Origin of the sequence: Micromonospora sp. NPDC048898 (genome assembly GCF_043198035.1) — a bacterium.
Taxonomy (GTDB): Bacteria; Actinomycetota; Actinomycetes; order Mycobacteriales; family Micromonosporaceae; genus Micromonospora.
This window is the reverse complement of record NZ_JBICUF010000008.1, coordinates 97237-112901: the sequence shown is the minus strand read 5'-3', so window position 1 is coordinate 112901 and position 15665 is coordinate 97237. Positions and strand designations below refer to the sequence as shown.

Here is a 15665-nt window from a genome sequence, read left to right as displayed (position 1 = left end):
GGCCGTCACCATGACCATGATGACCCGGCCGGGACGACCCCGGTCCGCCGATCTGATCGTCCTCGGTGCCGAGGTGGCCCTGCTCGCCGTCGCCGTCGTCGTCGGCGCGTTGCTCAACCATCGGGGGGTGCGGCTCTACGCGGACGCCGCCCCGATCTACGCCTCCTGGCAGCCCCATCTCGGCCCCGGCACTCCCGCCGCGGTTGTCGTCGCGGCGGTGTTCGTGTGGCGGGGTGCGCGCTGGGCAACCGACGCGCGCTGGCCGCGGCTGCTTGTCGTCGGCTACCTCGCCGCGGTGCTCTGGACGCTGTCGCTGGCGCTCGTGGACGGCTGGTCCGCCGGGTTGACCGAGCGGCTCACCGTGCAGGCCGAGTACCTGTACGAGGTGCCGGGGGTGACGGACGTCGGCGCCATGCTGTCCGGCTTCGCCGACCGGATCGTCGACTTCCAGCCCGGGTCGTGGTCCACCCACACCGCCGGTCATCCACCGGGAGCGTTGCTGCTCTTCGTCTGGCTGGAACGGATCGGCCTGGGCGGCGGCACCGCCGCCGGGCTCGCCTGTGTGCTGCTCGGTGCCACGGTCTCGGTGTCGGTCCCGGTGACGTTGCGGGCGCTGGGCGCCGAGGACGCGGCTCGGGCGGTGTGGCCGTTCCTGGTCCTTTTTCCCGGGGCGGTCTGGGTGGGTGCGTCCGCGGACGGCATCTTCGCCGCCGTGGTCGCCGCCGGGCTGGCGCTGCTGGCCGTGGGTGGACGACCCCGGGCCGTGCTCGGTGGGCTGCTGCTCGGCTTCGCGCTCTACCTGTCGTACGGGTTCGTCCTGGTCGGGATGCTCGCGTTGGCAGTGGTGCTGCTGCGGGCGCGCGACCGCCTCGGCGTGCTCCTGGTCGCGGCGACGGCGGTCGCGGCGGTCGTCGCCGTGTTCACCCTCTCCGGTTTCTGGTGGCTGGACGGCTACCACCTGGTGTCCCGTCGGTACTACCAGGGCTGGGCGGCGGACCGCCCGTACGGGTACTGGATCTGGGCGAACCTCGCCGCCCTGCTCCTCTCCGCCGGGCCGGTGGTCGGGCCGGCGCTGCGACGGGCGGTGGCCGCCGTGGCGATCCGAGCACCGCGCCCGACGGCCCTGCGGCAGCGGATCGTCAGCGCCGGCCCCACCGTGTGGTTGCCCCTCGCGGCGGCGGCGGCCGTGCTCGCGGCGGACCTGTCCGGGCTCAGCAAGGCCGAGGTGGAGCGCATCTGGCTACCGTTCACCGTCTGGCTGCTGGTCGCCACCGCGCACCTGCCCACCGGTCACCGACGGTGGTGGTTGGCCGCCCAGGCCGCCACGGCGCTCGCCGTCAACCACCTACTGTGGACGGTGTCCTGAGCGCTGCCGGCTCCCGCATCACCGCGGTGGTGAAGTCCGCGATGCCAGCGGCGAAGCCGACCCGGGCGGTGAAACCGAGCAGCCGGGTGGCGCGGGCCGGGTCGGCCACGACATGCCGGACGTCCGCCGCCCGCCCGCCCCCGGCGGTGACCGGCCTGGGCCCGCCCATCGCCGAAGCCAGCTCGTGGGCCAGCTCACCGACGGTGTGCGGTTCGCCCGAGCAGACGTTGACCGGGACCACGGGGTCCGGTGCCGGTGTCGTCAGGGCGAGCAGGTTGGCCGCGGCGACGTCTGTCACGTGGACGAAGTCGCGCCGTTGCCGGCCGTCCTCCAGGACCCGGGGCGGTTGCCCGGCGGCCAGAGCCGACCGGAAGATCGACGCCACCCCGGCGTACGGGGTGTCGCGGGGCATCCGTGGTCCGTAGACATTGTGGTACCGCAGTGCCCAGACCGACCCGCCGGTCTGCCGGGCCCAGGCCCCGGCGAGGTGTTCCTGGGCCAGCTTGGTGGCGGCGTACGTGCTGTGCGGCTCCAGCGGCGCGTCCTCGGGCACGAGACCGGGGGAGAGCGTCTCGCCGCAGCGGGGGCAGGTCGGCTCGTACCGGCCCTCGGCCAGGTCGGCGGCGCGGCGGCCGGGAGGCCTGACGACTCCGTGTGCGGGGCAGTGGTAGCGGCCCTCGCCGTAGACCACCATCGAGCTGGCCAGCACGAGGCGGCGTACCCCGGTGGCGTGCATCGCCGCGAGCAGGGTGGCCGTGCCGAGGTCGTTGTGCGCGGCGTACCGGGGGGCGTCGGCCGGGTCGACGCCGTGGCCGACCATGGCCGCCTGGTGGCAGACCGCGTCGACCCCGGCCAGCAGCCGGGTCAGCAGCTCGCCGTCGCGGACGTCGCCGACCACCAGGTCGTGCCGCGCCCAGGGCGGCGGCGTCGGGCCGTGCGCCTCCGGCACGAGCGCGTCGACGGCCACCACCTCGTGCCCGTCGGCGCCGAGCAGGTCGGCGACGTGAGAGCCGATGAACCCGGCAGCACCGGTGACAAGTATCCGCATTCCGGTCACCGTAGGACCCCGGGTACGCCGACACCGCGTGCTGGGCGCAGCCGTAAGAACCTCGTTAGGTCTCGCCGGTGCGGTCGGTGCCCGGTGCCTGGCTACGCTGGGCGGATGGACAGGTCGACGGGCCGGGACGGGGGGTGTTCGTGACACAGCGGGTGCTTGTGGTCGACGACGACCAGACCGTCAGTGACGTCATCTGCCGATACCTCGAACACGACGGCTTCCAGGTGAGCCACGCCGGGGACGGGGCGATGGCACTGGCGGCGGTGGCTCGGCAAACACCGGATCTGGTCGTGCTCGACCTGATGCTGCCCAAGATCAACGGCCTCCAGGTCTGCCGGGAGCTGCGGGCCCGCCCGGACGGCGTCCCGATCATCATGCTCACCGCGCGCGGTGACGAGTCCGACCGGATCCTCGGGTTGCAGCTCGGCGCGGACGACTACCTGACCAAGCCCTTCTCCCCTCGGGAGCTGGTGCTGCGGGTCCGTTCGGTGCTCCGCCGCGCCGGCGGTGGGCCGCCCCCCGAGCGACCGGAGGCGCTCACCGACGGCAGCCTGGTGGTGCACACGACCTCCCGCACCGCCCGCCTCGCCGGCACCGACCTGGCGCTGACGCTGCGCGAATTCGACCTGCTCGTCTACCTCATGCGGCATCCGTCCCGGGTGTTCAGCCGAGCCGAACTCCTCGAACAGGTCTGGGGCTGGAACTTCGGGGACCACTCGACAGTGACCGTGCACGTGCGCCGGCTGCGCGAGAAGATCGAGGCGAACCCGGCCGATCCGCGGCGGATCGTGACCGTCTGGGGCGTCGGCTACCGGTACGAGCCCGCCGATGCGTGACCTGCTGCTGATCTTCGCGATCGCCCTCGGCGCGGCCGTGGGCATCGGGCTGGCCGGCGCGGTGCTGCTCCGCGCGCTGCGGCGCAGCTCGATCACCGTGCACGTCAGTGTGCTGCTCACCACGACTGTGGTCGCCGTCGTCGTCGGGGTGATGGCGGTCGCGGAGGCGATGTTCCTCTCCGCCCACGACCTCGAAGTGGTCCTGATCACCGTCGCGGCGGCGGCGGTGGTCAGCCTCGCCGTCGGTGGGCACTTCGGCCGTCGACTGGCCCGCGCCGCGGTCTGGCGCGACCAGGCCCGGGAGCGGGAACGGCGACTGGAGAAGGGCCGGCGCGACCTGGTCGCCTGGGTCTCCCACGACCTGCGTACGCCGCTCGCCGGGCTGCGGGCCATGGCGGAGGCGCTGGAGGACCGGGTGGTCCGTGATCCGGACACCGTCGACGAGTACCACCGGCGCATCCGGCTGGAGACCGACCGGATGACCCGACTCGTCGACGACCTGTTCGAGCTGTCCCGGATCAACGCGGGAGCGCTGCGGTTGTCGTTGCGGGCGGTGTCGCTCGGCGAGGTGGTCTCGGACGCGCTGGCCAGCACCATCCCACTAGCCGACGCCCGGCGGATCAAGTTGATCGCCAGCGAGTCGGGCTGGCCGACGGTTGCCGCGAGCGAACCGGAGTTGGCCCGGGTCGTGGCCAACCTGCTGCTCAACGCCGTCCGCTACACCCCGGAGGACGGCACCGTACGCATCGAGGCCGGCCACGAGGAGGACCACGCCTGGCTGTCGGTCGCCGACACCTGCGGCGGCATCCCCCCGGCCGACCTGCCCCGCCTGTTCGACATCGCGTTCCGTGGCGAACCGGCCCGTACCCCCCGCGCCGGCGACGGTGGGGCGTCCGGAGGGCTCGGCCTGGCCATCGTCCACGGCCTGGTGGAGGCGCACGGAGGTCGGGTCGAGGTGCGCAACACCCCGGAAGGCTGCCAGTTCCTGGTCCGGCTCGCCACCGCCTGACGCCACGGTCGCTGGCTCTTCCTCGACCTCGGCATCGAGTACCACCTCGGCGACCCGCCACGCGACGTGCTGGTCACCGAGGGCGAGGTCCGCCGGGGCGACCTGTGGGCGGCCGACTCCCGGCCCACCCGCCTCGATCAGTGTGATGCCTGTGCGTCATCTTGATGACTCACAGGCATCAGGCTCATTCAGGTGTCCGCCCGTTACCCGCAAGATCGAACTAAGACTCGTCCCTCCAGGCCCGCAGCACATCAACCGCTGCCAAGGTGCTCGGGTGTTCGTCGCCCAGCACCCGCAGTCGATCGTTGAGCACTCTCCTCGATGGGGATGGCCTCGGCGGGGCTGGAACGCCGAGGCCAACGCTGGCGGCTGTCCCACCTGGACCGGCCACGTCACCGTCGTGGGCGGGCAATGGCGGTGCTCGTGGAACTCGGGGCGGACATCGCCGTGGATGACGCCGGTGTTGGCGACACCAGCCCGGCTGGCCGTCGCGGCACCGGAATCGGTGACGGTCGCCGCGGCGGGCGGATCGGGCAGCGAGGTCACGGCCCTGGCCGGCGCCGGAGACCGGTCCGGCATCGACACACCCCCTGGTCCACGGGCGGGTAGCAGGTACGGCGCGGCCAACGCGACGAGCGCCACCACCACGCTGATGGCACTGGCCACCCTGTCGGCCTTGTCCAGACCCACCAGCACCAGGTGCGCCACCAACCCGGCAATGATCACACCGAACGTGACGCGCCCCGCCCACAGCCACGCTCGCCCACGACGAGGCACCATGCCTCCACCCATAACGATCGACAGATCAGGTCTGCCGCCACACCCGGAACGTCTGGTCGAGTCGCCAGGTGCCGTCGGGCTGCCGTGCCTCGTTGCGCCAGCGGAACTCGTCTGCCTCGATGTCGGAGAAGGTCCAGCGCAGATCGCCACCGTCGAGCACGATCTGCTCGCCGACGGGAGAGGCCAGGAAGGTGTGTGTCCGACGCCGTCCCGGTCCCACCCAGGTGGAGCGCCAGACCCCCGCACCGGCGGTGGGATCGGGGAATCGCACGCTCACACCGTGTTCGACACCGGGCAGGATCCAGACGTCGGTGGTGGCCCGGCCGCCCAACGCGTACCCGAAATGCCACTCGCCCCGCCGCAGGGTGGAGGACCCGTCCGGGTCGTACTCGGTGCAGTCGAGCGCCCAGGAGCCCGAGAACTGCCCAAACAGGCTGAGGTCGACGCCGTCGGCCGGCTCGTCCGCGAGGAAGGCGGCACCGACGGCACCGGATGACGTGAGCACCATGCCAGAACGATAGCGCCGGCCGGGGCGGCGCGATCAAGACGAACGAACTTCGTCGATCCTTGACACTCGTTGATGCGATCGCTAACACTGGTCCGCAACGCGACCTTAACGAGCAGAACACATTGTGGCTGTACCGCGTGGCGCGCCAGAGTTGTCCCGGGTGGCGGGTGGCCCGCCGCCCAAACCGCAAAGCCCTCCAGGTCACGCCCGAGTTGATCTTGTTAACGCTAACATCGATTGTCGTGCCGGAAGGGGAGTCCTGAGCGTGGTTCCGTGGCGAACGACAGCGGCATCGACCACCGGGGCCCGCGGCCACTCCCGCATCCGGATCCTCGTGCTCTCCGCCGTGGCCGCCGCCGCGTTCGTGGTGGTCGCCGACGGGCCGGCGCAGGCCGCCACACTGCCGACCGGCGCGGTTTCGCTGGAGGCGGTCAACCAGGCCGGACGATTCGTACGGCACGTCAACTATCTCGGTCAGCTCGACCCGGTGACCTCCGGCAGCGCCAACCAGACCAAGCTCGACGCCACCTTCACCGTGGTCAACGGCCTGGCATCGCCCGCCTGCTACTCGTTCCAGACCAAGACCGGCATGTTCCTGCGGCACCGCGACTACCGGCTCCGGGTCGACCCCAACACCGGCGACGCGGGATTCCGCGCCGACGCCACCTTCTGCGCGGTGGACGGCTCGGTCTCCGGATCGGTGGCACTCACCTCGTACAACTACCCGGACCGGCGGATCCGGCACCGCGACTTCGCGCTCTGGATCGACACCTACCAGGACACGGCCGCGTTCCGGGCGGACAGCTCCTTCCGCCTCGCCGCGCCGTGGGTGCCCAAGGCCACCAGGGGGCCGGTGCTCCCGGGCCTCTTCGCCGACCCGCACCTGGCCGTCTTCAACGGCCGCTACTACCTGTACCCGACCACCGACGGCTACGCGGGCTGGGCAGGCACCTACTACAAGGCGTTCTCCTCCACCGACCTGGTCAACTGGACCGACCACGGCGTGATCCTCGACCACGGCCCGGACGTGTCCTGGGCGGACAACTCGGCCTGGGCGCCGGCGGTGGCCACCGCCAACGGCCGCTACTACCTGTACTTCAGCGGCGGCGCCGCCAGCGGCAACACCGCCAAACAGCTCGGCGTGGCCGTGGCCGACAGCCCCACCGGGCCGTTCCGCGACGCGCTGGGCCGGCCACTCGTCCGCAGCGACCAGTTCTCCGGCGGGCAGGCGATCGACCCGATGGTGTTCACCGACGACGACGGGCAGTCCTACCTGTACTGGGGTCAGGGCGTCGCTCGGGCCGTACAGCTGAACGCGGACATGACCTCCTTCGACGCGGCACAGGTACGGGTCGTCACGCCGTCCGGCTACAACGAGGCCCCGTTCGTGTTCAGGCGCAACGGCCTCTACTACTTCATGTGGTCCGAGAACGACACACGCAGTGAGGACTACCGGGTCGCGTACGCCACCGGACCGTCGCCCCTCGGGCCGTGGACCAGGCGCGGCGTGGTGCTGCAGAAGCGCCTCGACGTCGGCGTCAAGGGCACCGGCCACCACTCCGTGGTCCGGGCACCCGGCAGCGACACCTGGTACGTCGCCTACCACCGGTTCGCCGTGCCGGCCGGCAACGGCACCAACCGGGAGACCGCCATCGACCGGATGGAGTTCAACGCCGACGGCACCATCCGGCCCGTCGTACCGACCCTCTAGCTGACCCGAATGCCCCTCCGCGAAGGAGAATGACATGTCGAGAGTCCTCGCGCGGCTCGGCGCGGTCGCGGTGGCCGCGTGCCTGCTGTTCACCACCTGGTCGGCGGCGACACCGAAGGAGGCGTCCGCACTCGATCCGACAGTCGGTTACCTGATGGCGCACTTCACCGGTGAGTCGTCGACCGCCCAGCAGATCTACCTCGCCCACAGCACCGACGGCCTGCGCTGGACGGACCTCAACAACGGCGGGCTCGTCCTGCGTTCCACAGTCGGCACCCGCGGCGTCCGCGACCCCGCCCTGGTCCGCTCGCCCGCCGGCGACAGGTACTGGATCATCGCCACCGACCTGTGCATCGGCTGCGGTCAGGACTGGTCGACCGCGATCAACAACGGCAGCCGCAACCTCGTCGTGTGGGAGTCCACCGACCTGGTCAACTGGTCCGCGCCCTGGCTGCTGAACGTGGCCGGCGCGATCCCGGACGGACGCAACGCCTGGGCGCCGGAGGCGATCTGGAACCCGGACACCGGCGACTACGTCCTCTACTGGGCGACGAACGTCCCGCTCAACGGGGCGACCAAGCACCGCATCTACGCCGCGCGCACGACGAACTTCCGCAGCGTCACCACACCGCAGCTCTACATCAACCGACCCGGTAACCAGGAGATCATCGACACCCAGATCGTCGAGGTGCCGACCGGCGTCGGCGCCTACCGGTACGTGCGGGCCTCCCGGGACGGCCAGATCGCCATCGAGGGCAGCAACTCCATCCTCGGCACCTGGACGAGCCTCGGGAACCTCTCCGGCATCGGGCTGACCGGTGCCCAGGTCGAGGGCCCGATGTGGATGAAGTACAACACTCGCAACGAGTGGGTGCTCTACCTCGACCAGTACGCGAGCGGGCGCGGTTATCTGCCGGTGCTGACCACCAACCCGTCCAGCGCGAGCAGTTACCGGCTGCCAACCTCCGGCTCGTACGCCATGGGTGGCACCAAGAAGCGGCACGGAACGATCCTCAACCTGACCGCCGCCGAACAGGACCGGGTGCTCGCCCGCTGGCCCGTCACCGCCGTCAACCGGATCCAGTCGTACAACTTCCAGGACCGGTACGTGCGGCACTACGACTACGACGTCCGCATCGGCCCGAACGTCAGCCCGGCGCAGGACGGTCAGTGGCGGGTCGTGCCCGGCCTGGTCGGCTCCGGCACGGTCTCCATCCAGTCGGTCAACTACCCGGGCTACTACCTGCGCCACTACGGGTTCGACTTCCGACTGGAAGCCAACGACGGCACCGCCACCTTCGCCGCCGACGCCACCTTCCGACAGGTCGCCGGCCTCGCGAACTCCTCGTGGACGTCGTTCCAGTCGTACAGCCACCCGGACCGCTACATCCGGCACTACGGCTACCTGCTCCGACTCGACCCGGTCCCCGACGCGCAGAGCCGTGCCGACGCGACCTTCCGCGTGACCAGCTGACCCCCGCAAAATGTCGAGCCCGGAGAGGCACGATCTAGTGATTGGACAACGCATGAAACGGATCAGCCGGTCGATGCGCCGGACGTTGATCGCCCTGGTGGCCGCGGTGACGGCGATGGTCGGCGGCGTGGTCGTCGTCGCGTCGTCGCCCGCCACCGCCGCCACCAACCAGTTCCGCGGCATGAACTGGGCCATGTTGGGTGACAACTTCAAGACCAGCCCGCTCATCGTGCAGGGCCTGAGCATGTCCGACAGCAACGCGACGGTGCGGGCCAAGGCCAACGCCCTCTACGACGACATGGCGTCCACCATGGGGGTCAACACGATCCGGCTGCCCATCAACACCCACACGGTGGGCACTGCCTGGTGGGAGGCGTACCGGGGCGCCATCGACGCCGCCACCGCCCGCGGGTTCAAGGTCATCCTCGCCTACTGGGAGGACGGCGCCGCCTCCGGCGGCAGGATCACGAACCTCGCCGCGTGGAACACCATGTGGTCCACGGTGACCAACACGTACGGCTCGAACACCAACGTCTACTTCGAGCCGATGAACGAGCCGCACGGATACAGCTCGACGGAGTGGCGCAACGTCGCCGCGAACTGGCTCAGCTACCACACCTCGGCGGTGCCCGGCCGGGTGCTGATCGGCGGCACCGGCTTCAGCCAGGACCTGCGCGACATCTGCAACGACAGCCGCTTCAACTCGACGCTGCTGTCCTTCCACTACTACACCTTCTTCTACGGCGCGATGACCTACGACGCCTTCCGCAGCCACATCCAGGTTCGCCTCGGCAACTGCGCCTCCCGCGCGGTCGCGACCGAGTTCGGCGCACCGATGAACGACGGTCGCAACTACGCCGACGCGGGCAGCACCGACAACTTCGTGCGCTACATCCGCGCCATGGCCCAGGTCATGCGGGACAACCAGATGGGCGGCACGTACTGGCCGGCCCTCGGTGGCAAGACCGGCACCATCGGCTACGACTGGTACTCGATGTTCGCCCTCACCGGCAGCGGCACCGACCTCAACCTGACCGTCCGCAACCCCTCCGGCGCGGACCGGATCCGGTACGGGTGGGGCGACACCATCGGCGGCAACCCGACGACGCCTCCGCCATCGACGGGAACGTTCTACCGGCTCGACGTGCGGCACAGCGGCAAGGCCATGAACGTCCAGTCACCGAACACCGACAACGGTGCGCGCGTCGCCCAGTACACCTACGGCGGCAACGCCTGGCAGCAGTGGCAGTTCCAGGACGCCGGCAGCGGCTACTGGCGCATCGTCAGCCGGCACAGCGGAAAGTGCCTCGACGTGGTGAGCGCGTCGACCGCCGACGGTGCCGAACTCGTCCAGTACACCTGCGGCAGCGGCACCAACCAGCAGTTCCAGATGGTCACCAACGGCAACTACTTCCAGCTGCGGGCCCGACACAGCAACAAGTGCGTGGACGTACCGGCCGCGGCGACCGCGGACGGCGTGGTTCTCAAGCAGTACACCTGCAACACCGGCACCAACCAGCAGTGGTCCCGCACGGCCGTCTGACCGTCGTCGCGACCTGAGCACGGTACGGCCCGCACCCCCCGAGCACCGGGACGTGCGGGCCGTACCGTCGCCGGTCATTCGGCGTACGCGTTGGCCACCTGAAACGAGTCCTCGTAGAGGCGGAACTTGACGATCTGGTCGTCGCGTACCCGGAAGTGCATGGCGACCGCCATCTCGTACCGACGGCCGGTGCTCCGGGCCACCCGGCCGAACCGGCCCAGCATCACCGCGTCGTCGCCGTCGTACAGGATTGCCTCGACCTCGTCGACGTTCTCCTTCGGCACGATGTTGGCCCCGAGGATCCGTAGGTAGTCGGCGACCTCGGCACGCGTCGACCGTCTGCCCACCCAGGGCACCGATGGTGATCCGGGGACGTCCCAGTCGATGTTGTCGGCGAAGAGTGCGGCTGTCTCCTCCGGGCCGGCCCCGCCGCCCAGCAGCCCGAAGAATCGTTCCACCACGTCACGAGTGGCCATTGCGTGCGTACCTCCGATGCGATGTGTGCGAGACGGTGCGTTCGATCCGGTCCCCATCCTGCCGAAGCCGCTTGTTGTTTCGTGTCGCTTCGCGTAGTTCCGTGACATGCCAGGCTGTCGGTTCCGACCACGACGGGCGCCGCGCCAGGATCTAGAGTGAATCGAGCGGCGGTGATCCGCAGTGCCGGCCCTTCCTTCACGATCGGAGCTGTGATGACCAGGACCACGGTGGACGATGTGTGGGCCGCCCGGCAGCCGCTCGTCCCGGCGTGAGCACGCCCGTCGGTCCGGTGGCCGGGCTGGTTCCCGCCGGCGTGGTCGTCGTCGAGGCGTTCGGTCACCGCGACGACGTCGTCCTCCTGCCCGGGGAGGAGGCGGTGGTGGCGCGCGCCGTGGACAAACGACGCCGCGAGTTCGCCACCGCCCGGCACTGCGCCCGCGCGGCACTCGGTCGGCTCGGCATCGCCCCGGTGCCGATCCTTCCCGGCCCCCGGGGCGCGCCGGGGTGGCCGGACGCCGTGGTCGGCAGCATCACCCACTGCGAGGGATACTGCGCGAGCGCCGTGGCCCTGCGCCAGGAGGTGGCCGCGCTCGGCATCGACGCCGAGCCCGCCGCCGCGCTGCCCGAGGGGGTGCTGGAGGCCGTCGCGCTGCCCGAGGAGGCGCAGGCCGTCCGAGGGTTGGCCGTCGCGTACCCGGAGATCCCCTGGGACCGGCTGCTGTTCAGTGCCAAGGAGTCGGTGTACAAGACGTGGTTCCCGGTGACCGGCCTGTGGCTGAACTTCGACGAGGCGCGGATCGACCTGGACCCGTCGGGCGCCCTCACGGCCACCCTGCTCAGGCCGGTGCCCACCGGTTGCGTCGTCCCGCTCGCCCGGCTGGGCGGGCGATGGGCGGTCCGGGCCGGTCTGGTCGGCACCGCCATCGCCGTACCCAGCTGAGACCTGCTCAGGCCCCGGCGACCCCGCCCGCCGGACGACGGGCGTAACCGGCGGGCGGCGGCGACCCCTAGTACGGTTTCGGTGCCCGACATTCACGGGCATCAGCGGCACGGCCTGGCGGCGCGAGCGGTAGACCCGGTGACGACGGACCGGGGGAGGGAGCGAGGGTGACGCAGCGGAGAGCACTTGTGGTTCGGGGCGGGTGGGAGGGGCACCAGCCGGTCAAGGCGACGGAGTTGTTCCTCCCCTTCCTCGAACGCAGCGGTTACGCCGTACGGGTCGAGGAGTCGACCGAGGTCTACGCCGATGCCGCCGAGATGGCCGACACCGACCTCGTCGTGCAGTGCATGACGATGTCGCAGATCACCACGGAGCAGGTGGCGGGGCTCAGCGCGGCGGTCATCGCCGGCACGGGGTTCACCGGCTGGCACGGCGGCATCGTCGACTCGTTCCGCGCGTCCTCCGAATACCTGCATCTGGTCGGCGGCCAGTTCGCGACCCATCCGGGTAAGGAGCCGTGCGAGCGGCACGGTGGCCCGGAGGACAACTTCCTGCCGCACCCGGTGCGCGTCACCGACCTCGGCCGGGAGCACCCGATCACCGCGGGGATCGACGACTTCGACCTGGTCACCGAACAGTACTGGGTGCTGCACGACGACCTCATCGACGTCCTGGCCGTCACCACCCACCCCACGCAGGCGTGGCACCCGTGGCACCGGCCGGTCACCTCGCCGGCCATCTGGACCCGGCGCTGGGGTGCCGGGCGCATCGTCGTGACGACCCCGGGGCACAGCCTGGACGTGTTGGCGCACGCGAGCGTCCGTACCGTCATCGAGAGGGGGATGCTGTGGGCGACCCGCACCTCGTCGGCATCGTAGGTCTCGGGGTCATCTCCCGCGCGTACCTGGACACCCTCGCGACCCACCCCGCGGTGCGCATCGCCGCACTGGCCGACCTGGACGCCTCCCGGTCGGCCGAGGCCGCCGCCCTCATTCCCGGAGCCGAGGCGTTGAGCGTCGAGCGCCTGCTCGCCCACCCGGACGTACGGACGGTGCTCAACCTCACCATCCCCGCGGCGCACGCCGACATTTCGCTCGCCACGATCGACGCGGGCAAGAACGTCTATGTCGAGAAGCCGCTCGCCGTGACGTTCCCGGAGGGTCGCACGATCATCGAACGGGCCACGTCGGCCGGCGTCCGCGTCGGCTGCGCGCCGGACACCGTCCTGGGCACGGGTACGCAGACGGCGCGGGCGGCGATCGACGGCGGGCTCATCGGACGCCCGATGTCCGCGTCGGCCGTCATGGTCACCGCGGGGCACGAGCGCTGGCACCCCAACCCCGACTTCTACTACGCCCCGGGCGGCGGCCCCTTGCTGGACATGGGGCCGTACTACATCTCGGCGCTCATCCACCTGCTCGGGCCGGTGCGCGCGGTGGTCGGAGCCGCCAGCCGGCTGCGTGCCGAGCGCGTCATCGGCTCGGGCCCGCGCACCGGCCAGCGGATCCCGGTGGAGGTGGACACCCACGTGACAGGCGTGCTCGAACACGCAGGCGGTGCCCTCTCCACCATCACCACGAGCTTCGACGGGGTCACGACGACTGCCGCGCCGATCGAGGTACGGGGGGAGACCGGCACCCTCGCCGTACCCGATCCGAACTACTTCGACGGGGAGGTCCGCCTCTTCGCGCTCGGCGGCACCGAGTGGCGAGTTGTCGAACCGCGGGCCGGTTACGCCGAGGGTGCCCGAGGCATCGGTCTGCTCGACTTCGTCCGGGCCGACGCGCAGCGTCCGCCCCGCGCCGGCGGGGACATCGCGCTGCACGTACTCGAAACGATGACCACCCTGCTCCAGTCGGCAGCCGAAGGCCGCCGGATCGAGCTGACGACCGGGGTGCGGCGGCCCGCGCCGGTCCCGCTCACCCCGGCCGAGGACTGGCAGGCGTACGACGCGGACGGACATTGAATGGTGTCGAACAGGGCCGAGGATGCCACTACGTAGCCTGCCCTTGTGGAGCACCGGTGGCTGCGGTCCGTGGTCAATCGATCTACTTATGGTGATCTTCGCTCTGGTGAGATAACCTCGGTTCGATCGTTGGCCACCGATCAAGGGGCGGTGAAGGGGATTGCTGGACCGGCCACGCGTCGATATGGCGATTCCTCGGGAGCTTGGCATTCACAGTGCCATTCCGACCGCGTCCGGTGACGAAGACCTGCCGTCCTATGTGACGCGTGATTTCGATTTCTTGCTGAGGACCGCACTGGCCTCGAAGCTGCCCGACCGCGGGAACTTTGTCGTCCTGGTGGGTGGATCCTCAACCGGGAAGACCAGGTCCTTGTACGAAGCGGTGTACGAACTGGTTCCGGACTGGTGGCTGATTCAGCCGGCCGAGGCGTCCGATCTGCTGAAGTGGAAGAATGCACCTCCGCGTGGCATGGTCTTTTGGCTCGACGAGTTGCACCAGTATCTGGGCGGTCATCCACCGCTCACCTCCGAGTGTGTCCGCGCCCTGGTGCGGCACGGAAATTTAGTGGTGGGAACGCTGTGGCCGGATCAGTACGCCCACTGGACGGCGGGCCGCGAGGATGTCCACGCCCTGGTAAAAGGGGCATTCGTGGTACCCGTTCCCGATTCGCTGAACTCCGCCGAGCGGGCGAAAGCGGAGGAGGTCGCCCGCCAGGACAGCCGGATCCGCGACGCGCTGAAGTCCGAAGAGGTGGGCATGACACAGGTCCTCGCCGGCGGGCCGAGGCTGGTCATGTGTTGGGAGCAGCCGGCCAACGCCTACGTCAAGGCGATGATCACCGCCGCAGCCGACGCACACCGGCTCGGTGTGCAATCTCCGCTCAGCGAGGAACTGCTGGCGAATGCCATGTTCGGCTATCTCCGGCCGCGCCATCGCGTGCAGCCGACGCAAGATTGGCTGACCCAGGCACTGCCGCACGCGACCGGCCCCCTCTACGGGGACGTTTCGCCGTTGCTCCCGGCAGACGATGGGCGTCCGGGCACGCTCGCCGGTTACACGATTGCGGACTATCTCGCCCAGCACGTCCGGAGTAAACGACGAACCGAACCAATCCCGCACGAGGCGTGGCACGCCCTCGCGACAATGCTGCGCCGGCGGGATGATCTGCGACGGCTGGCCGACGGTGCCTCCTCCCGGCTCCGCTATCGCTATGCCGAAATCGCGCTGAGCCGGCTCGTGGCGGAGTTCGACGACGGCCGCGCCAGCGCAGAACTGGTCGATCTATTCGTTCGGCAGGACCGGCTCGCAGAAGCACAGCAGATGCTCACCGAGCGAGTGGCAGCCCACCCGGAGGATCGGCTGGCTGTCAAGAAGCTGTCCCGATTGCAGGAGCTTCGGAGCAGGACAGATCATGTCAGACCGCGAGGCGGTCGCCGGACGCGGCAGATACCTGCCGAGATCGCCGAGATCCTTGCCGATGGCGGCGTTTGCGACGGCCTGCGCCAGGAAGCCGCGGCCGGTGACGCGATGGCTGCCGACCGGCTGGTGGAGATTCTGTTGGAACGCGGTTGCCTGCGCGAGCTGCGAGTACGGGCCGAGCAGGGTGACTTGCGGTCTGCGGAGGCATTGGCCGACCTCTACGCCGGATGGGGAGAGGTCGAGCTGTTACGGGCACGCGCCGAGGCGGGGGACCGGGCCGCCGAGCTTCGGTTGGCGAAGCTCGAACGCGACGCCGATCGGAGCGCCGACGCCTCGTACGAGATCGACGCGCTGCGAAAAGCAGTCGACGAGGGGGATCCCGAGGCCCCGGGGAAGCTCTGCTCGCTCCTGTTCGACTTGCGTGACGAGGTGAACCTTCGTGCCGAGTTGAACGCCGGGACGGCTGGCGCGGCCGAGCGGCTCCTGGGCCTGTACACAGCGCAGGACCATCCGTCGCTGATCCGGCTGCGGGCCTTCGGGCTGGACGCGAACGGCCAGATCTTAAGTCGTGAATGAGA

Annotated in this window: 13 protein-coding genes; 10 read left to right on the top strand and 3 right to left on the bottom strand. The window is 70.2% G+C overall.

Annotation, left to right across the window (positions count from 1 at the left end; all coding sequences use genetic code 11):
* Positions 1-10 precede the first annotated feature (10 nt).
* Positions 11-1366 carry a hypothetical protein gene (locus ACGFIQ_RS21725; RefSeq protein ID WP_393246237.1) on the top strand — a complete coding sequence of 452 codons (1356 nt, stop codon included), beginning with the start codon at positions 11-13 and terminating at the stop codon, positions 1364-1366.
* Here the strand turns inward: ACGFIQ_RS21725 and ACGFIQ_RS21720 are convergent.
* A complete protein-coding gene (locus tag ACGFIQ_RS21720; RefSeq protein ID WP_393246235.1) occupies positions 1338-2414 on the bottom strand; it encodes an NAD-dependent epimerase/dehydratase family protein in 1077 nt (358 codons plus the stop codon). The genes ACGFIQ_RS21725 and ACGFIQ_RS21720 overlap by 29 nt on opposite strands.
* 149 nt (positions 2415-2563) lie before the next feature.
* On the opposite strand from ACGFIQ_RS21720, the gene ACGFIQ_RS21715 reads away from it, so the two are divergent.
* Complete coding sequence (locus ACGFIQ_RS21715; RefSeq protein WP_393246233.1) at positions 2564-3259, top strand: response regulator transcription factor; 696 nt, start codon at positions 2564-2566, stop codon at positions 3257-3259.
* On the top strand, positions 3252-4268 hold the full coding sequence (locus tag ACGFIQ_RS21710) for a sensor histidine kinase (RefSeq protein WP_393246231.1): 1017 nt from the start codon (positions 3252-3254) through the stop codon (positions 4266-4268). Before ACGFIQ_RS21715 ends, ACGFIQ_RS21710 begins: the two co-directional genes overlap by 8 nt.
* 805 nt (positions 4269-5073) lie before the next feature.
* Here ACGFIQ_RS21710 and ACGFIQ_RS21705 read toward each other — a convergent pair.
* A complete protein-coding gene (locus ACGFIQ_RS21705) occupies positions 5074-5556 on the bottom strand; it encodes a hypothetical protein (protein ID WP_393246229.1) in 483 nt (160 codons plus the stop codon).
* A 265-nt stretch (positions 5557-5821) separates the two neighbouring features.
* Here ACGFIQ_RS21705 and ACGFIQ_RS21700 point away from each other — a divergent pair, with 265 nt between their 5' ends.
* Genes ACGFIQ_RS21700 through ACGFIQ_RS21690 form a run of 3 tightly spaced genes read left to right on the top strand, consistent with a single transcriptional unit; the run spans position 5822 to position 10284 of the window.
* The gene (locus ACGFIQ_RS21700; RefSeq protein WP_393246227.1) at positions 5822-7267 is read left to right on the top strand and encodes a family 43 glycosylhydrolase; all 1446 of its coding nucleotides are present in this window, start codon (positions 5822-5824) and stop codon (positions 7265-7267) included.
* Between the two features lie 34 nt (positions 7268-7301).
* Complete coding sequence (locus ACGFIQ_RS21695) at positions 7302-8741, top strand: glycoside hydrolase family 43 protein (protein ID WP_393246225.1); 1440 nt, start codon at positions 7302-7304, stop codon at positions 8739-8741.
* Positions 8742-8793: 52 nt separating this feature from the next.
* Entirely contained in the window at positions 8794-10284 is a 1491-nt protein-coding gene (locus tag ACGFIQ_RS21690; RefSeq protein ID WP_393246223.1) for an RICIN domain-containing protein, read from the top strand.
* A gap of 74 nt (positions 10285-10358) precedes the next feature.
* On the opposite strand, the gene ACGFIQ_RS21685 is transcribed toward ACGFIQ_RS21690, so the two are convergent.
* A complete protein-coding gene (locus ACGFIQ_RS21685; protein ID WP_393246221.1) occupies positions 10359-10760 on the bottom strand; it encodes a nuclear transport factor 2 family protein in 402 nt (133 codons plus the stop codon).
* A 269-nt stretch (positions 10761-11029) separates the two neighbouring features.
* On the opposite strand from ACGFIQ_RS21685, the gene ACGFIQ_RS21680 reads away from it, so the two are divergent.
* The 4 genes from ACGFIQ_RS21680 (at position 11030) to ACGFIQ_RS21665 (ending at position 15663) form a co-directional block, all read left to right on the top strand.
* Positions 11030-11701 carry a 4'-phosphopantetheinyl transferase gene (locus ACGFIQ_RS21680; RefSeq protein ID WP_393246219.1) on the top strand — a complete coding sequence of 224 codons (672 nt, stop codon included), beginning with the start codon at positions 11030-11032 and terminating at the stop codon, positions 11699-11701.
* A 167-nt stretch (positions 11702-11868) separates the two neighbouring features.
* Positions 11869-12579: a ThuA domain-containing protein gene (locus ACGFIQ_RS21675; protein ID WP_393246217.1), complete on the top strand. Its 711-nt coding sequence runs from the start codon at positions 11869-11871 to the stop codon at positions 12577-12579.
* On the top strand, positions 12549-13667 hold the full coding sequence (locus tag ACGFIQ_RS21670) for a Gfo/Idh/MocA family protein (RefSeq protein ID WP_393246215.1): 1119 nt from the start codon (positions 12549-12551) through the stop codon (positions 13665-13667). The genes ACGFIQ_RS21675 and ACGFIQ_RS21670 overlap by 31 nt, the downstream gene beginning before the upstream one ends.
* A 160-nt stretch (positions 13668-13827) precedes the next feature.
* Positions 13828-15663 (top strand): hypothetical protein, encoded by a 1836-nt coding sequence (locus tag ACGFIQ_RS21665; RefSeq protein ID WP_393246213.1) that lies wholly within the window; start codon positions 13828-13830, stop codon positions 15661-15663.
* Positions 15664-15665: the final 2 nt, after the last annotated feature.